At 44.8% G+C, this 19014-nt stretch carries 36 protein-coding genes; 7 read left to right on the plus strand and 29 right to left on the minus strand.

Features of this window, described 5'->3' with window-relative positions; all coding sequences use genetic code 11:
• Positions 1–79: 79 nt before the first annotated feature.
• The 23 genes from D9T21_RS23130 to D9T21_RS13485 form a co-directional block, all read right to left on the minus strand.
• A complete protein-coding gene (locus D9T21_RS23130; RefSeq protein WP_277423859.1) occupies positions 80–214 on the minus strand; it encodes a hypothetical protein in 135 nt (44 codons plus the stop codon).
• Positions 215–331: 117 nt separating this feature from the next.
• Positions 332–859: a phosphoribosyltransferase gene (locus D9T21_RS13385; RefSeq protein ID WP_123325482.1), complete on the minus strand. Its 528-nt coding sequence runs from the start codon at positions 857–859 to the stop codon at positions 332–334.
• Between the two features lie 12 nt (positions 860–871).
• On the minus strand, positions 872–1303 hold the full coding sequence (locus D9T21_RS13390; RefSeq protein WP_123325483.1) for a hypothetical protein: 432 nt from the start codon (positions 1301–1303) through the stop codon (positions 872–874).
• Positions 1296–1598: a hypothetical protein gene (locus D9T21_RS13395; RefSeq protein ID WP_123325484.1), complete on the minus strand. Its 303-nt coding sequence runs from the start codon at positions 1596–1598 to the stop codon at positions 1296–1298. Before D9T21_RS13395 ends, D9T21_RS13390 begins: the two co-directional genes overlap by 8 nt.
• Positions 1599–1700: 102 nt before the next feature.
• Positions 1701–2525, minus strand: a complete 825-nt coding sequence (locus D9T21_RS13400) for a M15 family metallopeptidase (protein WP_123325485.1) — start codon at positions 2523–2525, stop codon at positions 1701–1703.
• A 93-nt stretch (positions 2526–2618) separates the two neighbouring features.
• Complete coding sequence (locus D9T21_RS13405) at positions 2619–3113, minus strand: GNAT family N-acetyltransferase (RefSeq protein ID WP_123325486.1); 495 nt, start codon at positions 3111–3113, stop codon at positions 2619–2621.
• A 98-nt stretch (positions 3114–3211) separates the two neighbouring features.
• Entirely contained in the window at positions 3212–3589 is a 378-nt protein-coding gene (locus D9T21_RS13410) for a hypothetical protein (RefSeq protein ID WP_164464683.1), read from the minus strand.
• 246 nt (positions 3590–3835) lie between these two features.
• The gene (locus tag D9T21_RS13415; protein ID WP_123325488.1) at positions 3836–4198 is read right to left on the minus strand and encodes a hypothetical protein; all 363 of its coding nucleotides are present in this window, start codon (positions 4196–4198) and stop codon (positions 3836–3838) included.
• Positions 4199–4214: 16 nt separating this feature from the next.
• Complete coding sequence (locus D9T21_RS13420) at positions 4215–4673, minus strand: hypothetical protein (protein ID WP_123325489.1); 459 nt, start codon at positions 4671–4673, stop codon at positions 4215–4217.
• A 45-nt stretch (positions 4674–4718) separates the two neighbouring features.
• Positions 4719–5099, minus strand: coding sequence for a hypothetical protein (locus D9T21_RS13425; protein WP_164464684.1), 381 nt, complete (start codon positions 5097–5099; stop codon positions 4719–4721).
• Between the two features lie 50 nt (positions 5100–5149).
• On the minus strand, positions 5150–5320 hold the full coding sequence (locus D9T21_RS22750) for a hypothetical protein (RefSeq protein ID WP_164464685.1): 171 nt from the start codon (positions 5318–5320) through the stop codon (positions 5150–5152).
• A gap of 10 nt (positions 5321–5330) precedes the next feature.
• A complete protein-coding gene (locus tag D9T21_RS13430) occupies positions 5331–5528 on the minus strand; it encodes a hypothetical protein (RefSeq protein WP_123325491.1) in 198 nt (65 codons plus the stop codon).
• A gap of 27 nt (positions 5529–5555) precedes the next feature.
• On the minus strand, positions 5556–5807 hold the full coding sequence (locus D9T21_RS13435; RefSeq protein WP_123325492.1) for a PspC domain-containing protein: 252 nt from the start codon (positions 5805–5807) through the stop codon (positions 5556–5558).
• Between the two features lie 58 nt (positions 5808–5865).
• A complete protein-coding gene (locus D9T21_RS13440; RefSeq protein WP_123325493.1) occupies positions 5866–6192 on the minus strand; it encodes a hypothetical protein in 327 nt (108 codons plus the stop codon).
• Between the two features lie 58 nt (positions 6193–6250).
• A complete protein-coding gene (locus D9T21_RS13445) occupies positions 6251–6673 on the minus strand; it encodes a hypothetical protein (RefSeq protein ID WP_123325494.1) in 423 nt (140 codons plus the stop codon).
• Positions 6674–6769: 96 nt separating this feature from the next.
• On the minus strand, positions 6770–7420 hold the full coding sequence (locus tag D9T21_RS13450) for a hypothetical protein (RefSeq protein WP_164464686.1): 651 nt from the start codon (positions 7418–7420) through the stop codon (positions 6770–6772).
• Positions 7421–7447: 27 nt separating this feature from the next.
• Positions 7448–7672, minus strand: a complete 225-nt coding sequence (locus D9T21_RS13455) for a PLDc N-terminal domain-containing protein (protein WP_206427271.1) — start codon at positions 7670–7672, stop codon at positions 7448–7450.
• Positions 7673–7781: 109 nt separating this feature from the next.
• Entirely contained in the window at positions 7782–8222 is a 441-nt protein-coding gene (locus tag D9T21_RS13460) for a GNAT family N-acetyltransferase (protein ID WP_123325496.1), read from the minus strand.
• A gap of 193 nt (positions 8223–8415) precedes the next feature.
• The gene (locus D9T21_RS13465; RefSeq protein ID WP_123325497.1) at positions 8416–8796 is read right to left on the minus strand and encodes an energy transducer TonB; all 381 of its coding nucleotides are present in this window, start codon (positions 8794–8796) and stop codon (positions 8416–8418) included.
• A gap of 123 nt (positions 8797–8919) precedes the next feature.
• The gene (locus D9T21_RS13470; RefSeq protein WP_123325498.1) at positions 8920–9105 is read right to left on the minus strand and encodes a hypothetical protein; all 186 of its coding nucleotides are present in this window, start codon (positions 9103–9105) and stop codon (positions 8920–8922) included.
• A gap of 35 nt (positions 9106–9140) precedes the next feature.
• A complete protein-coding gene (locus D9T21_RS13475) occupies positions 9141–9581 on the minus strand; it encodes a hypothetical protein (RefSeq protein ID WP_123325499.1) in 441 nt (146 codons plus the stop codon).
• Between the two features lie 90 nt (positions 9582–9671).
• Entirely contained in the window at positions 9672–10022 is a 351-nt protein-coding gene (locus D9T21_RS13480) for a hypothetical protein (protein WP_123325500.1), read from the minus strand.
• A gap of 115 nt (positions 10023–10137) precedes the next feature.
• Positions 10138–10557, minus strand: coding sequence for a hypothetical protein (locus tag D9T21_RS13485; RefSeq protein ID WP_123325501.1), 420 nt, complete (start codon positions 10555–10557; stop codon positions 10138–10140).
• A gap of 682 nt (positions 10558–11239) precedes the next feature.
• Between D9T21_RS13485 and D9T21_RS13495 the strand changes: the two genes are divergently transcribed.
• Positions 11240–11482, plus strand: coding sequence for a type II toxin-antitoxin system ParD family antitoxin (locus tag D9T21_RS13495; RefSeq protein ID WP_070175654.1), 243 nt, complete (start codon positions 11240–11242; stop codon positions 11480–11482).
• Entirely contained in the window at positions 11479–11781 is a 303-nt protein-coding gene (locus D9T21_RS13500; protein WP_123325503.1) for a type II toxin-antitoxin system RelE/ParE family toxin, read from the plus strand. The genes D9T21_RS13495 and D9T21_RS13500 overlap by 4 nt, the downstream gene beginning before the upstream one ends.
• A gap of 832 nt (positions 11782–12613) precedes the next feature.
• Here the strand turns inward: D9T21_RS13500 and D9T21_RS13505 are convergent.
• Genes D9T21_RS13505 through D9T21_RS13515 form a run of 3 tightly spaced genes read right to left on the minus strand, consistent with a single transcriptional unit; the run spans position 12614 to position 13612 of the window.
• On the minus strand, positions 12614–13012 hold the full coding sequence (locus tag D9T21_RS13505; RefSeq protein ID WP_123325504.1) for a PH domain-containing protein: 399 nt from the start codon (positions 13010–13012) through the stop codon (positions 12614–12616).
• A gap of 1 nt (position 13013) precedes the next feature.
• Positions 13014–13334, minus strand: a complete 321-nt coding sequence (locus tag D9T21_RS13510) for a HigA family addiction module antitoxin (RefSeq protein ID WP_123325505.1) — start codon at positions 13332–13334, stop codon at positions 13014–13016.
• Positions 13334–13612: a type II toxin-antitoxin system RelE/ParE family toxin gene (locus tag D9T21_RS13515; RefSeq protein WP_123325506.1), complete on the minus strand. Its 279-nt coding sequence runs from the start codon at positions 13610–13612 to the stop codon at positions 13334–13336. The genes D9T21_RS13510 and D9T21_RS13515 overlap by 1 nt, the downstream gene beginning before the upstream one ends.
• 208 nt (positions 13613–13820) lie before the next feature.
• Here D9T21_RS13515 and D9T21_RS13520 point away from each other — a divergent pair, with 208 nt between their 5' ends.
• Complete coding sequence (locus D9T21_RS13520; RefSeq protein ID WP_070175132.1) at positions 13821–14042, plus strand: TA system antitoxin ParD family protein; 222 nt, start codon at positions 13821–13823, stop codon at positions 14040–14042.
• The gene (locus tag D9T21_RS13525; RefSeq protein ID WP_061997674.1) at positions 14035–14325 is read left to right on the plus strand and encodes a type II toxin-antitoxin system RelE/ParE family toxin; all 291 of its coding nucleotides are present in this window, start codon (positions 14035–14037) and stop codon (positions 14323–14325) included. Before D9T21_RS13520 ends, D9T21_RS13525 begins: the two co-directional genes overlap by 8 nt.
• 101 nt (positions 14326–14426) lie before the next feature.
• Here D9T21_RS13525 and D9T21_RS13530 read toward each other — a convergent pair whose 3' ends face one another.
• The 3 genes from D9T21_RS13530 to D9T21_RS13545 form a co-directional block, all read right to left on the minus strand.
• Positions 14427–14774: a DUF3024 domain-containing protein gene (locus D9T21_RS13530; RefSeq protein WP_123325507.1), complete on the minus strand. Its 348-nt coding sequence runs from the start codon at positions 14772–14774 to the stop codon at positions 14427–14429.
• Positions 14775–14906: 132 nt separating this feature from the next.
• Entirely contained in the window at positions 14907–15299 is a 393-nt protein-coding gene (locus D9T21_RS13535; RefSeq protein WP_164464687.1) for an Imm50 family immunity protein, read from the minus strand.
• Positions 15300–15830: 531 nt separating this feature from the next.
• On the minus strand, positions 15831–16229 hold the full coding sequence (locus D9T21_RS13545) for a hypothetical protein (RefSeq protein WP_123325510.1): 399 nt from the start codon (positions 16227–16229) through the stop codon (positions 15831–15833).
• A 595-nt stretch (positions 16230–16824) separates the two neighbouring features.
• On the opposite strand from D9T21_RS13545, the gene D9T21_RS13550 reads away from it, so the two are divergent.
• From D9T21_RS13550 to D9T21_RS13560, 3 genes are all read left to right on the plus strand, one after another.
• A complete protein-coding gene (locus D9T21_RS13550) occupies positions 16825–17073 on the plus strand; it encodes a type II toxin-antitoxin system Phd/YefM family antitoxin (RefSeq protein ID WP_070174548.1) in 249 nt (82 codons plus the stop codon).
• Positions 17063–17356 carry a type II toxin-antitoxin system RelE family toxin gene (locus D9T21_RS13555; RefSeq protein WP_070174547.1) on the plus strand — a complete coding sequence of 98 codons (294 nt, stop codon included), beginning with the start codon at positions 17063–17065 and terminating at the stop codon, positions 17354–17356. The genes D9T21_RS13550 and D9T21_RS13555 overlap by 11 nt, the downstream gene beginning before the upstream one ends.
• A gap of 415 nt (positions 17357–17771) precedes the next feature.
• A complete protein-coding gene (locus D9T21_RS13560; protein ID WP_123323316.1) occupies positions 17772–18983 on the plus strand; it encodes an IS256 family transposase in 1212 nt (403 codons plus the stop codon).
• Positions 18984–19014 lie beyond the last annotated feature (31 nt).

Here is a 19014-nt window from a genome sequence, read left to right on the forward strand (position 1 = left end):
CAATTGTTAAAAAAATGAGCTTTACCATAGCGATACCGGCTCCGCAGAGCAACGAGTATTTGTTGTTACCGGGGTAAATTTACAGCGCCTGACGCAATATATCGAAAACCGTAAGGCCTAAAGCAATTAGCAAAACAATAGCGCAAAAAACCAGTAAGGTGGTTACCCCAGCACGCTCCTGGTCGGGAAGTGATTTCAGCCATTTTTTTATCATTATAATGCTCCTGCATGTTGCGGTTACTCACCACAATTCTACCCTGCGCGGCGCCGGATAATCACGATAGTCAGCCGGCCTAAGCAGGGCGAAAACGAGTATTCATTGAGGAAGAAATTACTCAGACGTGTTCTCTACCCGGGCAATATAAGGAAGGTTGCGACTTTTATGCGCCCAGGGTAAGCCGTAGCCCACTAACAGCTCATCACTTTGCATAGCCAGGCCATAATATTCCTGAGCACCAACATCCACCCTGCCCGGCTTTACAAACAACGTTGCCACACTAATGGAGTTTACCGCATAGTGGGAACGGACATGCGCTACCAGGCGCTTCATGGTGCCGCCGGATTCAATGGCGTCATCCACCAGAATAATATCTTCGCCGGCAAGTGGCACATTGGGGTGAAACACAATAGGCGATGCGTTATTTCGCTCCCCGGGGGTGTGCGGACAGGAAATGGTTTCCATCAATACGTCAAAATTGATTTGTCGCAGCAGATCGGCGCTAAAGAAAATCCCGCCCGGAACGACCACAATCACCACAGCCCGCTCAAACTGGCCATTAAGTTGTGTGGCTACGTGTTTTACGCCCTCACCGATTTGTTCGGATGAGAGCACACATGCACCAATTGTATTTTTTGTCATCACCGGATCCGGTTAAAAAGTGGGCACAAACATTACCACCAACAATACACTTGCCACCAGCGCCGCGGCCACGGTGATTAACCCGGTGCGACGGCAGCGTGCAAAGCCACTTAATCCAAGCCCACTCAGCAACACTACTACGCCACTGAAAAAAGTGAGCTCTGTGATCAGCTTAGTACGCAACACATGGGCCGGCCAGTTGGCAAAGTTAAACGATAAGCCCATTTGCTGGATGCTTAGCAACGAAAGCGTAGCGCCGAGTGTTGCCACTATCAGTAATACCGCCGCCATTGCCTTAGCGCCAATGCACCATAGCGCCAGCGGATGCCCCTTAGGAAAGGCTGACAACAAGACACTTAAAAAAGTCATGGCAAAGCCGCCGAGAATGGCTGCACTGAAAGCCATCTGCCGAAAAAGCTCGGCGACCAGTTCTACTTCAGTCATGACTGCTGCCGGTGTAAATACGGTCGGTTGCCTGTTTTAAGCCCGCCTGCGGTAAAAACTGATCGCTGATAGTTAAAATGGCATGCAGGTTGTTTTGCAGTTTATCCAGCGCTAAATCGCCTGGTTTGACCGCCGTTTGAAGCAGGTGTAACGCCATGTCGGCCAACAGTAATCGTTGCTTGTCATGCCAGGCGTCATCCCCTTTCCCTGCCGGGTGCTCAAGATAAGCGCTTTCGACCTGGCTATGCAGGTCCCAACTGGTATCTATAATGGCTTGCCGTTGTGATGTGTTCATAGTTTTTATATGTGAGTTAGTGTTATGTTGGAGTAAACCATATCCAGGGCACTGTTAAGCAACTTATCCGCCGGAGAATTTAGCCAAACCGCTGAAGGTTAGCTATCGTTTAGCCGCCTGCACGTGCATCCAGTCTCTGTCTTCGCTGCGGCCCAGACTTAACCATCCCTCTCGCTCCCAGCTTTGCCACCAGAAATCCAGTGCCGGATCGGCAAGGCTGGCGCGATCGCTGCGCCAGCTTAGTTTATTCTGCGAAGGAAACCAGTCTATGGCTATCCCCCAGGCGTGGGTAGACCAGGCCGTAGCACTGCCACGCTTTTTACGATGGTTATAGCTGCCGCCATACCGGTTGAGCCCGTGTTGCTGGATGCCGGCATCACCATAATGCTCGTAAACCTCACTGAGCACTTTTACCAGGCTTTCACTGAGTTTTTCATGAATAGCAATTACCCGGGTGGTGGTAGAGAGATCCCAGTCGAGCCTTAACAGCCAGGGGCATTCTATCCGCACCAGTTCAATGCTGCCGGGCTGGCCGTAAAAAGCATTCAGAGCGGCTTCATTTTCCAGTGGAAACTGATGGGGGTTTTCCCTGACAGGCGTAATATCGCTGAATTGACGGGCAATAGCCCCCTGGGTTAATAACTGCTGCAGCAACGTGGCTGCCGACTCAGTTTGCGGGCCGTGCAAGCCATCTACCGGCCCCACGTCAAGCTGATTTTGCAGCGCCAATAACTGCAAAGCTGCCACGCGTTTACGCGCGTTGTTCCACTCGGTCCAGCGCTCTACGCTTAGTTGCCCGGTGTTATCGCTAAGAAACTGATGGACTGCGGCACGGGTTTTCGGGCCGGATAAACCATCTACTCCGCCACTGTAATAGCCTCTAGATTTTAACTCCGACTGCACCAACTTAAGTTCAGACTGTTTCATTTACCTTCCTGTGGTTCACCTGACATACTCAAACCTTAAGAGTAAGCAATCCCAGCCGTACTGTACAGTTATCGACCAGTTAAACATACTCGTTTAAGCCTGTTTGAGCAGGCTGAAAATATGACTGTTATAAAATTGTCCGTTTTTAAAGATGGCGCGTTGTAGTACCGCTTCTTCAGTAAAGCCCACCTTGCGCAACAGCGCCATAGAAGCCTGGTTGCCAGAAAACACCGTAGCAAACAACCGCTCGATATCGGTATCCTCAAACACCTGCGTAATGATCAGCCGGGCGGCAGCAGAGGCTATACCCTGTTGCCAGAAGTCGGCCCCTAGCCAGTATCCCAGCTCTCCACTGCGGGCATATTCAAATTCGCCGCGATTGACGCCGATACACCCCGCCAGCTTACCGTTGACCTCAATAGCCCGGTTCACCGCCAGCAGACTGCCTTCCTCAACCCACCAGGTTGCATCGTCTGGTGTGTAAGGCTGCGGAATTTTGGTTGATAAAAAGCGCGTAACTGCCTCATCGTTAAGCAGCTTAACCAGCTCAGGAACATCTGCCGGCGCAAACGAGCGCAAGGTGATCATATTCGTAACCGTTGTCTTTTCAGTAATTTACTATTCAGGCAGCCTACCACTTACGATAAGTGGTGCAATCAGGATATTGTAAGCAGACATAAATAAATTCAGATCGATTTGCGGGAGGTCTGAGTAACCGACTCTTCAGTTGTGCGCTGATTTCGGCAAATAAGGTAGAAACCCAGAATAAAGATGGCCAATAAAATGCCATCCACTACCTGCAATAACAGAGCAACCTGTTCATAACCGGCGCCATCAATAAATGCCGCCCCGAGCTCAATAGCCACAGAGCTGATAACCGAACTGAATAAGGCAATTACGATCAGTAAAGCCCCGCGGTTTCGGGTTTGTTGATAGTGATACAAAGCTATCGCGATGAGCGCGACACCACCAATAAATTGCATAAGTGGCTCAACAAACAACGCCAGCAACAACGCCGGCGTGGTATTGCCCAGCCACTCGTGAAGCAAAACCAGTTCAGCCAACACGCTGCACCCGGTTAAGTGCAGATTGAACAAGCCCGGGAAAAACAGCTGTCGGGCTAACGGCCTTTACAGAAGAAAAGCACCAGGTAGACAGAAAAATAGGAAGTGACACAGGCAAAGTCCTTTTTACGATGACGATCACAAAAATCAGACTTTACCTTTGTCATTAAGTTCCCTGTCCGGCAAACAACAGCGCATGTGATTGCGCTTAACTCCATATAAGTTGTCACTGTATGTAGAAGCCGGTTACACCAATGCGCCGTTAAATAACATAGCGGGCATAAAAAAACTCAGCGCGAACATCAGCGAGCCGGTAAAGCAGAGCGCAGCAACACAAAACGTGGCCTGCACCGCAAAAACCGGAGGTTTGGCAGAGGCGCTTTGCTGCAGCGAAAACGCTGCGAGCCAGAGCGCATTTCTGGCTCTTTTGTACTGAAACTTCAGCCCATTAATTGCAGGCGTTAAGCCCACTAAAATTAAGCCAAACGCAATTTCCATCCCGCCAAACTGTATCAAAATGGCAATTTCCGGCAGCACGATTGCCGCCAGTAAAATAGCAACGCCAACACCCACTTTTTGCACAAGCGATAAATCATTCCATAACTTCATGTCATTTCCTAACGGGTTAATCAAGGGCACCTTCTGCCCGTTCTTCCTGAGGTTCAAGAAACAGCGCCAATTCTGCGAGCGCTTCATCCATTAACGACCACTCACCATCGAAAAATAGCGAAAATAACCGGCGGACTTCACTTTGCTGTTCGGCAAGGTAGACCTGTACACGCCTTTGAGCGCTGCCGTTTAACGTTCGCTGGTTTAAAGTAGCTGGTGCGTTGACCATGCCCAACATATAGGCAAAATCCTCCCTGCTGCCCACCACAGACACAAAAAGTTCGGCGTGAGTGCTAAGGTGTTTTACGGCAAGGGTAAACTCATTACCGGCCAGATTATCGCCGCTTTGTGGCGGCCAGAGATGCGCATCTAACTCACTTAAAAATACCTGATAAGACACCAGCCCTTTATTTTCCAGCTGGCAAAAGTCGCGTCCACTACGCTTTATCTGATAGGTGTAACCAGTATTTTTCATTACAACAATCCTTGTTGTCTGAGGTTTTACATAGCCTCGCAGGCCCTATGGTTTATTTTCCCAGATGGAGCTCGACACGCTTGAGTAACGGTACAACGAAGAAAGCGCAGGTACCGCTATAACTGCTGCTACCAGTAAGGCAGCGCCAGCGGTAACATTGCCGGCAAAAGCCAGCAGGCTGAGGCCGTATACACCAACCAGGCTTAGCAACGCACTCAACAGCCAAAAGCTCCCACGCCAGAAAACCCGGTTGATCACCGGGGAGTTACGGGTAGCCGCAATATAGCCAATGGCCAGCAGGCCCATTGCCATGAGAGGCCCGTAGCGACTGGCAAACCCACCGGTATGGCTGAGCAGTTTCTCCGCTAACCTTAAAATGGCGGGTAGCAAAAGCACCAGCGTATACATCCATTGTGTTAAGCGCATAACAGTGGTTAATCCTTAACGTGGTGGTGTTTGTTACATTAACCAGTCAATCAGCGCTGGTTTCGCCGCTTGATAGGAAATAACCCAAACCAAAAACCGGCTTCCAGTACAAACCCCAGTAGCACAAACAAAAACACACCAGTTTGATTTCCGTAGCTATAAGCCGACAGCGCACCAACCAGCAACGCAAAAATCAGTAAATACCGAAATACACTTTTCATAATCTGCTCTTTATTCGTTGCAACCGGTATCAGGCCGTGCTGCTGTTATCTCATTAAGTCGACGCTTTAAAGTCTTAACATTGGCATTAAGCTCTTTAATTTCAAGTCTGTACTCACGCAACAGGTCGCGCATTTCACGCGTGTATTTAACTAAAAGAGACAATACGACAATAAAAAACCCGGCCGACAGTAAAATTAAAACCGCCATTTATACGCTCCTGCCTTAATCATCTGGTCAATGTTGTGAATAGCCGTCTTCTGTTTTCTGGTACCTGGCCTGCGCTTCCTGCAAGAGCTCTTCTCGTTTTGAGTAAGCAGGAATACTCATCCACAGCACCAGATAAACAACGAATCCGAAACCAAAAAATGCTGCAATCAAAAACACCAGTTGCAGCCCATTAAGGTTTAAGTGGTAGTAATTGGCCATTCCTCTCAGAGTACCCGAGACCAGGCCATGTTTTGAACGGGTTAATACGCGATGTTCCATGTGTGCTTTCTTCCCTGATACGTCAGGCTGTTAAAGTAAACAGCCAAAATCTGTGCCGTTAGTGCTCGGTACTTTGCTGGTTCTTTGTGCCCGAACCTTCACCATCGCATTTAATCAGCTTTTCGCCGAAGTTAAACACATTATTAACCGCTACATAGCTGGCGGAGATGACCGCACTGGTGGGCATGGTGATAACGCCAATTATCTTTCCCTGCCAGTCGTAAAAACTGGTGTCGCCATCGGTTAAATCGACTACCTTGAGGTATTTTTGGTTACTGGAGAGATAACACTGGCTCGTATCAGCTGAATCTTCAGGCAGCACCACGCAGCCACTCATGGCCAGCGTTGCCAGCGCAGCCACTGTTTTTGCTATTTTTAATCGCATCCAAATTCCTTTTTTGTACCTGATTTCATTTATATATTAATACATTAGTGCCAGCGCGCTACCAAAACTTCCACCATGGCGAGGCAACACCTGGATGCCTTACCTTAAGGTACTGAGGTTCGCTGCGTTCGCCAGCCATATTAACCGCAACAATACTGACCGTGAAATCAATTGGCTCTTGCTCATTGCTACTGCCATCCAGCCATACAAAGGTAAATGAAGAGTTATCATCTACAAACTTCGACGGTTTTACAGCTACCGCCTCAAACAGTCTATCTTCAAACTCTCCGCTTACCCGCTCGAATATATACCCTTGTGGCGGATAATTACCCGACAGTTTAAAGGTTATAAAACCAAAATCAGAACAGGAACCCAAATTACCATCGTCACTGCCCCGCTCAATACCAGCCACCTCAAAATTGGGCGTTACCGGGGCTATAGCTTCAGTATGGTTCGCTTCAAAGGCCTCTAGCAGTGGCACTAGCGAACAGGCACTTACCTGCCCCGACACACTACACAATACAGTTATAACTATGGCCAGGCCTGTTCTACTGGTAAAATTAATCTTTTGCAGCCTCTACCCCGGCTCTTCACCAAAAGCTATATCCATAGCGGGCCGCTTTTTGAGCTGCCGCGACTGGGCAACCGCCCGTTTTACAAACATCAACTGTTCGGCCGGAGTCTGACTCAGAAGTTGCTGTATAAAGGTTTTGACTTCCATTGCCCAGGCTCTGTCATCATTACAGGCCAGCGCCTCTGCAAAAAAATGCCGGGCCAGGGCAAAATCCCGGGCATACAGGCAAATCATGCCTTTATTCAGCCCTGCCCAGATGTGCTGGCTACCGCCTGCGGTATTGGCTAACACAAACTGCATTGCCCGTTGCGGACTTGAGAGTTCGTCACGATAATAAAGCACCCGCTGCTTTGCCTGCTCCGCCAGCGACCTGGCCTGCAGCATAAAGGTCTCCTCATTCTCAAACTCAACGAAAGCACTTTCCCGGTTTGCAAGATCAAAAGCATAATCCGCTCTGGGGTACCACTGCCAGCTAACAGCCACATTCAGGTAGCTACCTTTAGACCACTGGGACGGCTGAAATTCGGCAATAGCCACCCACCAGCCATTGTCATCCAGCCATAACCTGGACTGCCCTTTGCGCACCATATTCATTGGTTTTAATACTTCCCGGGCAGCGGTATTAATAAGCTTATTGTGTATTGAAACGACCACGGCATTTTCCTGAGCCAAACGGCACAATTAATACTGGCGATTTGCTGGCCTCGGTTTTTCTTTTAACGGCGCCAACAACATATAAAACACCCAGGCAAACCAGGAAATAAAAAACACTACCAGCAGCCAGGCAATTTTTTCTTTACCCGTAGTACGATTTGATCTGGCAATCAAAATGATAGGAATGATCCAGATTAAAAACCCAAAGAATACCAGTACAGCGCTAAAAAAGAAGGCGAGAAAACCGTCCATATTGAACATCTTTTTATAATGACGTCAGAAAAAGAAAAACCTGCGGCGGTAAAAATCTGCCATCCATGAATTTACCTACCATAGCACGGGACACAATTAAAACGCTTTACTATTGAGCCGCCTCAATAGCCATATGAATAAGCGGAAACGGATTACCCTGCCCATCCAAAGCCGAGCGACCTGTTCGCTTAAACCCCATCTTTTCGTAAAAGCCAATGGCCTGCGGATTTTGTTCGTTTACATCCACTCTGCTGGCACCAAGGTATTGTATGGCATTCAGGGTTAATGCACGCCCTACTCCCTGACCGAAAAAATCGGGGTGAACAAAGAGCATTTCGATATTCCCTTCAGCTACGCCAATAAAACCGGCTACCTCGTTGCCTTGTTTTATTGCACCGAGCACAACAGCATCAAAGTAGTGTTCAAGGATCAACGGTTTAAGTTGTGCTATTTGCGGTTCGGGTAAAAAATGGTGAGTAGCCCGCACAGAAGCCTCCCATAACGTAATTAACGCCGGGTAATCCTGCTGACTGACTTTCACAACATTCATAAACTTTCCTCAGGTAACAAAGCTAACTGACGCTGATACTTAAAGCCGTGCAGCGTAATACCTTGATGGGTAAACTCATCAGGCAAGCACAGAACAAGCTCAAAACCATTGTTTACTAAAACTTTTTCTGGAACGATACAAGCCCTTCACTACGCGAGATATCCAGCCCTGGGCATGAAGCCCAACGCCCGAATTATCCCTCAAAGTAGATTGTCTGCGTTAAATAAACCGGTACCTTTGAGCGATTTGACTCAGCCGGCACAAAGCTTTGTTTTGACAGCGCTTTAACCCCGGCGTAATCCCACATGCCTTCTGGAGTAGATTCAACAACTTCCGGGTTAAAGGTATTACCATTTGAGTCAATCAGAAACCGCAATTTAACGTAGCCATTTTCGTTTTTACCTATGGCACGTTGGAGCGGTAAATTAAACCTGAACCTTTCATTCGTTTGTACCCAATAATCACTGATGTTTTCGTCAGTTACCTCTACCGGCGTTTGGCTCAGGTACATATCTGATGTGGATGAACATCCCAATAAGAGAAGAGAGAATAAAAACAGAGAAAGTGTTTTCATAAATATCCTTATTAATTTAGCCATTACTTGTGAAGTCCTTCACACCAATAACGATAGCATTGCACTTATGCTTCCATCAATATTCAATGTTTAAAGTAACGGCGACACAACCGGCAAACGAGCTTATGCGCCTGCCATGCGGTAAAGAAAGTAGCCGAAGGCCGCAAATAACACGACGCCCACCAGCACCATGGTACTCAGCGTTTTGGAACGCAGCATTGACTCAATTAAAGCGAACTCAGTTTGCATTTTAATGAGTTCAAGGTGGTCCTCAGATTTGCTGTTCATGGCTTTATGTTGCTTAGTCATATAACTTCCCTGGTATCCTTACTTATTTCCCAACATCAGCTTAAGGCAACGACTAAAGACGCCCCACAAAAGCCCAGACCGGTGAATCTCAATGCATTTTGAAACCTGGTGCTAATAACTCTCTTTAGGTCCTGGAGTGAGGTTGAGTCTGCTTTTGCGAGTACTCTCGCCACCATCACATCCACGGTACTCAAACCAAACAACGTAAACCCAATGCCGCGCAGTAAATCGTTTTGCTGATAGCCCATGGAGTATTCTTTAAAAGCCATAACAGCGAAAAACAAAAAGACGAAACCGCTAAACCAGTCAAAGTTAGCGTTATCCGCCTGGACCTGGTTAAACAGGCCTGTGAACCGGGCCAGTAAAAAGAATACTCCAATACCTATAAGGAGCCACCCCATGCCGGTAGATTCGCGAGATGAGAGTTCCACACATCCCATAATAATGGGAACAATTACCAGTAAGTAGCGCATCATATATAAATCCTTTTAGTCCGTACCACGGAAATAAACACAGTTATGCAGGCTTATTTTCAACCTATCGGTTTATGCTTCATCCCTGGGTTATTATTCTCTGTGTTCGTTTTTAATCAACAACGCAATAGCTGTTAACACATGGAAAATCAGCCCTAATAAAAACCTCCCTAGCACACTGCGACCGGTTGTTTTAGCCCACCATGCACAAAAAAACGCAAACAAGACAACGGCCACCCCATTGCTTTTAATAGCTTCCTGAAGTTTTGAAACCTCGGTATCCGTGTTCGCCTGAGCACTTTCCAGGCCTCGTATTTTAGAATAGAGCCGGTTAACCGTTTGTTCCAGTTCAGATAAGGATGGCTGCGTGGTTGTTGCGGATGCAATCGCGGTATTTTGCCAACCAAACAATAGAAAAACGACGGCTAAGAACTTCCCTTTCATTATGCTAAATCTCCTTGTTAAGCATCTTTTTCATATCACCCGCAATGGGCTCTGTAAGTTATTACCCAGGTATGCCAGCGTGCAGCTTTAGTGTTTATCTACGAGCATTTATTGCTTAACTAAACACCCAATTAATCAGGCAAACCAACAGCCCAACAATGCTGCCGATGAACGCAGCTTTAATACTACCTAAAAATAAAATAAGGCCACTATATCCTTGCTCCGGGCCAATGGTTTTCTTGCCTAATACATCAATAAGCATAAAACCATTCCAAACAATATTCAGTAACGCAATTCCCGCAAAAACAAACAGCGCAACAGTACCTAAAATTGACTCAGCCAATTCAAAATCACCACCACAAAAAAGAACAACACCCACTAAAGCAATCAATAGCGGTATGGATAAATAAAACGTGACTGAAATACTATCCTTAATATTTCGGGTGATTTTTCCATCTTCAAATAAATGCGTCACGAATACAAAAACCATCGAAGTAAGCGTGCAAATTTGGGCGGTAAATATTATATCGTTCACTAAACCTGCCTTTTATAAATAGATAGTTGCGCACCGTCTTCTGTGCGAAGTAACACCAGCTATCAATGATGTTGTCTTTGTAGCTTCCATTGGCATTTAGCGCCTAAATAAAAGGCATTAACAGACAGGCGATAATGGCGAAGCCGCATGTCTGTTTGTATCTCGGCCCGCGCCAAGCCGGCGCCATATTTTTTTGTTATGTGCGTTGCGACTAATCACCACCGCCTCCATCGCTATCATCACTGGAAATTGAATCCCCTGTATAGCCAGTTCCATATGATCCCGAAGCCATACCCGAAGCCGATAACCCCAAAATAGCCACCCTATAAACCCGACGCCCCCCAGTCCAAAGCTATTCATTAATATTTCTGTGATGGGCACTTAATCTGATGAGCTTATCGAAGTTAACACGACAAGACAGCCAAAGAATCCAGCAATTAAACCATAAAGGAAACCGTAAAATTTGTACTCTGATAATAGTTTCAAAATGTTTCCCTACTTTAAACACATAACGCCCGCAAAACGGGCAATAACACGTAGGCTAAAATTGGAGCGAAGCGACTGAGATTACGAGTTATTGTTCCTGCGAGCTTGCGAGCGAGTTTCTTCGTTTGTTATGCGCTATTGACTTACAACGCACAAATACCATAATTGGGTACATATTGGTACTTGGAGAGAGCGAATGGCTAAAAACACCAGCATTACCCTTGGGGACCATTTTGATAGCTTTATTGCTAGCCAAATTCAAACTGGTCGATATGGTTCAGCGAGCGAAGTGATTCGTTCAGCTCTTCGCTTGCTAGAAACACAGGAGACCAAATTAAACACTTTGCGTCAATTACTTGTAGCAGGTGAAGAAAGCGGCGAGGCTGAATACGACCTTGAACACCTGATATCAGAACTAGATGGTGAATTAAAAGAGTGAAACCATTTAAGTTAACTGTACTCGCAAAATCCGATTTAAAAGATATTGCGTTATTTACGCAACGGAAATGGGGCCGAGAACAGCGTAACGTATATCTAAAACAGTTCGACGATACATTTTGGATGCTGTATGAAAATCCTGATATTGGCAAAAGCTGCGACGAAATATTAGACGGGTACAGAAAGTTTCCGCAAGGTAGTCACGTTATTTTCTACAAGCAAACTGGTAGCCAGGAAATTCTGATTATAAGAATTCTTCATAAAAGTATGGATGTAAATCCTTTACGCTTCGGCGCATAACGCCCCGCATAAAGGGCAGCTGCTCGTAGGCTAAACTGCGAAGCAGAGACTGCGTGTTTGTGCCCCACATAATTTTTTTGTTAGGTGCGTGCTAAAACACCCTTTTTCTGTGGCCCCCTAAATACAATCTAAGCCTACAGTGCAAACAGTTACCAGAGCAAAAAACGGCCAAACAACCCCTGCAATTATTGAAGTAATGGATGCCATTATATTGCGAGTTTTTGATTTTATATTTTGAGTTAGTTTTACAAATAAGGCAGCTAAACATAGAGATACAGAATACATAATAAAGAGGCTTATAAGTAGCGCCTTAAGTGCCTTGTTAGCTTTTGATTTTAAAAAGCCTATATAGTCCATAACAACCTATCAATGCTGGAAGTTCATATATAAAAAACAATAATGCAGGAACATTTGAATACTCACCGAAATTCCTAGATACAGATAGTAAGGCAACTAAGAGTAGACCGACAAGAACGCCCAATATGATTAGATATTTTAACAAACTATTTTTTTAAAAAATTCTGTAGACACGAATATACAACAGTTTAAGGAAATAATTGAAAATACGGCAAATACAAGTAAGTAAGACAGTCCCATAAACATTTCGGGGACGCTACCGTCCCCAAACAGTTTGGGACTAAGCCCTATGAGCATAAATAAGCTACCAATCAAACATAAATTCATTGGTATCAATGCCAAAAAGAAAAGAAAATTTCGAATCATCAATTTAGAAGGCTAACGCTAAGCTAACGGGCGCAAACATGCGGCGAGAATGGCTAAGCCGCCGTGTGTTTGTGTCCCAGTGACCGAAGGGAACGTGTTTAGCGCTTTGTTATACCTCAATTCCTAACTTCCTAGCTGTTGATATAGATATTCTAAAGAAAATGTCTGGATGAGTTCTTATGGCTATTTTTACTCTAAAAATTTTAAAAAATGAAGCTTTAGAAACACTTACATTTTCCAACGGTATTAGCAGGTCTGTGCAAAATATCTTGAAGAAGAACAACTGAGACAAATATAAGTGATCGTTATCTTTTCCCAACACTAATATTCCGTTGTAGTAACTGTGCTCTCCGAAACAAGCAGATACGCCACTGGTCTTTTTGCCATCAAACTCCTTTTCAGTTGCATAAGCCTTAGCTAATTCATGCCAACCGCAGCTCCTATTCGCGAAATAAAACACTGAACAGAATCCAATCACAAAAATTAAAGAGAGCACCAAATGTTCCATGTTAACTCGCTGAGGTATAACGCCCTAATTTGGCGGCATGCAGATCTATTGGCTGCACGTTATCCAAATTGATGTTCTGCTTTGCCTGCCAAAGCTCGTAATTGTCTTGCATGCTAAGCCAACTTTCCGGGCTGCGGCCTAATACCTTTGATAGCCTTAATGCCATTTCTGGTGACACTGCACTTTTTCCCTTAACGACACGATTTAGTGTTGAAGCGGCAACACCAAGATGGGTAGCAAGTGTCCTGCAACTGATGCCGTGTGGCTCCATGTAAATAGATTCAATAAATTCACCAGGATGTGGTGGGTTATGCATATTCATTAGTGATAATCCTCGTAATTTAAGATGTAAGCATTACCATCCGTGAACTCGAAAGTTACTCTCCAATTGCCGTTGACTGATATCGACCAAATATTAGATCTTCCTCCTTCGAGTTGGTGAAGAGAGAAACCGGGCAAATTAATGTCATCGATATCTTGTGCGGTATGCATAGCAGCTAACTGCATGCGAAGTTTTTTCGCGTGCTTAGTCTGTATGCCTGAAGTTTTCCCTTTTTCGAAAAACAGCTTCAGGCCCTTATGTTTAAATGACTTAATCATTGAAGAAGTGCAGCGCATTGCGCAACGCGGTGCAACTTAACGCCTAACACCCGGATAAGGGGCAAAAGCGTGGTGCGAGAATAGCGAAGCCGCACCACGTTTTTGTCCCAGTGGCCGCAGGGAACGAATTAATGCGTTTATTATACGCAACTTGCTACATATGTAGCGGATTGCTACAATTCAATGGCAAACCAATAGGAGACATATTATGGCAACCGCAAGCGTAAGACTAGACCAGGATCTAGTTGAAAAGGCGACCATTATGGGCAAAGCACTAAACCGAACTATGCCAAAACAGATTGAGCATTGGGCAAAGATTGGTGAAATGATGGAAGATAACCCTGATTTGCCGTACGAATTCGTGAAACAGGCAATTATTGCCAAAGCTGAAAAAGAGGCCGGAAAATTGGAGCCTTACGATTTTGGCTAAGATAACCAGTGTTTTACAGACAGCTAATTTTAAGAGAGCAGTAAAGAAGTTACATCAGAATCAGAAAAAAGACTTGGATAAGGCCGTAAAGGAATTAATGGACGATCCTCTTCTAGGAGAGCAGAAAAAAGGCGACCTGGCCTTTCTTCGCGTGTACAAGTTCAAGATGGTCAAGCAGTTAACTTTACTTGGTTACAGCTACGAGGATGGCACTGTAATACTCGAATTAATTGCACTTGGCTCTCATGAAAATTTTTATCGCGATGTTAAAAAGTTATTCTGACCCAATTGCGTATAACGCCCTAATTTGGTGGCAAAAACGCGTGGGCTATACTGCGAAACAGCCCGCGCGTTTGTGTCCCCAACATTTGATTGTTATGTGACTTACCCGAAAAAACAAGCGTACTGATCCTGATCTACAACTGAAAAGAATTCTTCGATGCTTTTAACATGCAAGTTGGGTTCGTATCCATGCCATTTTAAATCTTGGCGCATCCAGAATATCTTCCATTTCCCTTGAGTGCGAATAAACGTGGTTTTGGCAATATCCAGATCTTGATACTCAGAAGGGTTATTCCAGACAGGCCGCGTTTCGTATATATACACTGACTGGTTTTCTAAACGCCAATTAAGATCTAATTGCTTGCGAATGTGAACAGGTGGTCTTCGCTTTTCTAAGAATGCGTTCCCAGCTTTCTCAACTTTCTTTATTTCGAATTCACTTAAAGCCATAGATCTACGATTTCTCTCCTGTCACATAACACCCCGCTTAGGGGCAATAACACGTAGGCTAAAATTTGGAGCGAAGCGACTGGGCCCACGTGTTATTGTCCCAAGGAGCTTGCGACCGGCTACAGCGGTTTGTTATGCATTTTTATATGCTGAAACTTTTGAAAAAAATACAACATCACAGATACAGCTTATATAGGCTCCAGCTTTCGAAACAAACTTAAAGGAATAAAGTTCGGCATTGTCTCCCGGGAGTTTTTTCACTCGAAATTCTCCCACATTTTCAATAGTCCAATCCTTTAAAACAATCTCATCGCACGCTCCGAGAACTATTTTAACCTGAATGGTATTGAAATTTTGTTCGATCCATTTCTTAGGTGGATTGGCTGGCCACTCAAGTAGATCAAATTCTAACTTGATATCTTTTTCTTCAAATGAAACCTTACGAAGGTTAATCGTATCTCCGAATTTTGCGCCTTCAAAAATTCTCTCTAAGGTTTCACTTGAATGTAAATACTCTAACCACATGTTGAATCCAACGAAATGCATAACGCCCGCATAACGGGCAAAAACACGTAGGCTACAATACCAAGCAAAGCGCAGGGAGCCTACGTGTTTTTGTCCCTAGCGAGCGCAGCTAGTGGTTAATGCGTTTGTTAAATGCCAATCACCAACTTCATCGATTCTGCCGCAGATACAAAACCCAATAAAAAGAATAACATACGCACAAAGGCATTAACTACAAAACGCAATACATCAGGTTCAAACCATGGTTTTTTATCAAAATCATATTCTGTTCGAAGTTGTCGCTGACACTCTCCAATAATTTGCTTACCAATAACCAGCAAAAAAATTAAGGTAAAAAGGTAAAAGCGAAAACTCCATCTGGAAGAGAATAAAACTCAATAACAGCTTCGCTGAGTACTAGTAATATTCCAGCTATAAATGATGTTGTTTTTGTAGCTTCCATTGGCATTTAACGCCCTAATTTGGTGGCACAAACGCGTGGGCTATACTGCGAAGCAGAGCCCGCGTGTTTGTGTCCCCAACATTTGTTTGTTAGCTACCATACACTTTTGCGAAGAAAGGAAAAAGCGCTGTTAAAAGGGCAAATAACAAAAAAACATGGAAAAATGATAAAAACAAAACACGGGAAACAGGCTGCCATATTTTTTGCAGTTTTACGTAAAAATTGCTGGCGTATATTTGAAGCAAGACCTGATTGGTACTAATTCCGATTTCACCTGCTGAGTAATGCTTAGCTGCAGTGAAGCCCAATAAGAAAACTAGAGTTAAGGAACACCCCACAAAAAAGATCACTTCGCCCAATAACTGTGATGCTCCCCTCGCAACTGTTGAACAGACCATCGTAATAATTAGCAAAGCGAACAACTTAAAAAAGGCGTACCGCTGATGTTGTCTGAATTTGTCTGCGAAAAATTTGGGTAATACTTCCATTTTCCCTCTGGTAGCTAACTTTTAAATATGGGGCACAAACAGGCAGGCTACAATAGCGAAGCCGCCTGCCTGTTTGTGTCCCAGCCCGCCTGCGGGCGACATAATTTTTTTGTTAGGTGACATGCTTAATACTACCTTGGATAAACATTACTAATACACCCAACGAAAAGTAAATAATTGGGAGTAAATCCCAGTAGCCGTAATTGCCATAATTTTTGTAACTACGGACTGATTGCCAAACTGACAATGTAAATACCAATAAATACGATGCTGCAATAGCGACTATTTTAATGCTAGAAACTGTCGGATCATTAGTGAAGCCTGCCCCAAATGCGAGAGACATTAGGCTTATAAACAAGGTTAGAGGCAGCAGGATGACGCCCCCGATTAATAAACTAAAATTCCTTGCCAGCCATGTGATCACTGTGGCACCTAACACCCACATAAGGGGCAGTAACAAATGGGCTAAAATCCGAGCGAAGCGACAGAGCCCATGTGTTACTGTCCCAGGGAGCTTGCGACCGACTTAATGTGATTGTTAAACCTAACAACTTAGCCTAAAATGACCTAATTAAAGACCTATTTGGAGACCTTTATGACAACTAGAGTTTTAGCTGAAGTAGCTGCAAGCATTACTGAGCTCAAAGCGAACCCCATGAAAGTTGCGGGCAGCGCATACGGTGATCCTGTAGCCATACTAAATAGAAATGAACCAGCTTTCTACTGTGTACCTGCTGAAATTTATGAAAAAATGATGGATCGCCTAGAAGATCTGGAACTGCTTCATCTAGTTCAAGAAAGAAATAGTGAAGAAAGCGTTTCGGTAAGTTTAGATGACCTATAAGCTAGAATTTAAGAAAAGCGCGCTTAAAGAATGGAGCAAGCTCGGTAGTACTTTAAAAGAGCAGTTTAAGAAAAAGCTGTCTGAAAGACTTGATGCACCACATGTTGCGCCAGACAGAGTGATGGGCGCGGAAAATGTATACAAAATCAAGTTGAGACAATCCGGCTATAGACTTGTATACCAAGTCCGCGATGACATTGTGATTGTCACAGTACTTGCAGTCGGTAAACGTGAAAGAAATGAAGCTTACAAAAAAGCGTTAAAAAGGCTGGATGCTGACTAAAGGGTTTAACACCTAAATATGGGGCACAAACAGGCAGGCTACTATGGCGAAGCCGCCTGCCTGTTTGTGTCCCAGCCCGCCTGCGGGCGACATGATTTTTTTGTTAGCTGACTTTGCACCAAACAACTTGAGTTTAATAACCGACAAATGAAACCTCTGGTTTGTAAAATAATGCGACTAACACGAACGCTACGATTACAATGAAGAACAGGATTTCAAATGCACTATTAAGTAACAGTTCTTTGAACATATTCGCTTTAGTTTCATTTTTGTTTTTATTTACTAAATACAGAGAATAATAAATCTTAAAAAACTTAATTAACGCTAAGACTCCTAATATACGAGACTGTAACTAATTTTGTGTAACTGCCTATCTCAACATACTCTATTAAGAGTTAAGGATAGGCAGATGAACATGAATAAGAAAGAGCTTGAAGCTTTCGCAAGGGAAGCAGCCAAAGGGATTAAAACACCTGAGGACTTGAACGAGTTTAGCCAGATGCTGAAGAAAATTACTGTTGAAGCGGCATTGAACGCGGAGATGGATGAGCATCTTGGCTACGAGAAACACCAACAGTCCACGTCTACCAATACCCGTAACGGCAAGAGCAGTAAACGGGTCAAAACCGAAGACGGCGAGTTTAAACTCGATACGCCTCGCGACCGTGAAGGCTCCTTTGAACCCAAACTTGTCAAAAAGCACCAAACCCGTTTCACCTCCATGGACGATAAAATCCTCTGGCTGTATTCACAGGGCATGAGCACCCGTGACATCGTCAATGCCTTTGAGGAATGGTATGGCGCAGAGATATCGCCCACGCTCGTTTCTCGTGTCACCAATGCCGTTATTGAGCAGGTGATTGAATGGCAATCTCGCCCTTTAGATGCCGTCTACCCGATTGTTTACCTGGACTGCATCGTAGTGAAGATTCGTCAGGATAAACGGGTCATCAATAAATCTATCTTCCTGGCTCTGGGTATCAACACCGAAGGTCACAAAGAACTGATGGGGATGTGGATTGCTGAGAATGAAGGCGCTAAGTTCTGGTTGAGTGTGCTGACTGAGCTTCAGCAGCGTGGCGTCGAAGATATTCTTATCGCCTGTGTGGATGGCCTGAAAGGCTTCCCTGATGCTATCAACACCGTTTTCCCTCAGACACACATCCAGCTATGTATCGTGCACATGGTGCGCAACTCACTCAAATACGTATCATGGAAAGACTACAAGGCCGTCACGACGGATTTAAAGCGGGTTTACCGCTCAGCGACTGAAGACGAAGCCTTGCTCGAACTGGAACGCTTCAGTGAAATCTGGGATGGCCAGTACCCACAAATCTCTAAATCATGGCGTAACCACTGGCAGAACCTTAATACGTTGTTCAGTTACCCTGAAGATATCCGTAAAGCGATTTACACCACCAACGCCATTGAGTCGCTCAACAGTGTCATCAGAAAGGCTATCAAAAAGCGGAAAATCTTCCCCAGTGACGATGCAGCAAGAAAGATGGTTTACTTAGCGATTCAAGATGCCAGCAAAAAATGGACAATGCCCATTCAAAACTGGCGTCAGGCTATGAGTCGTTTTATTATCGAGTTCGAGGAACGCCTCGAAAGACACATTAACTAAATGGCAGTTACACAGAATCTGTTACAGGCTC

It is taken from the genome of Marisediminitalea oceani (assembly GCF_003731635.1).
GTDB lineage: Bacteria > Pseudomonadota > Gammaproteobacteria > Enterobacterales > Alteromonadaceae > Alteromonas > Alteromonas oceani.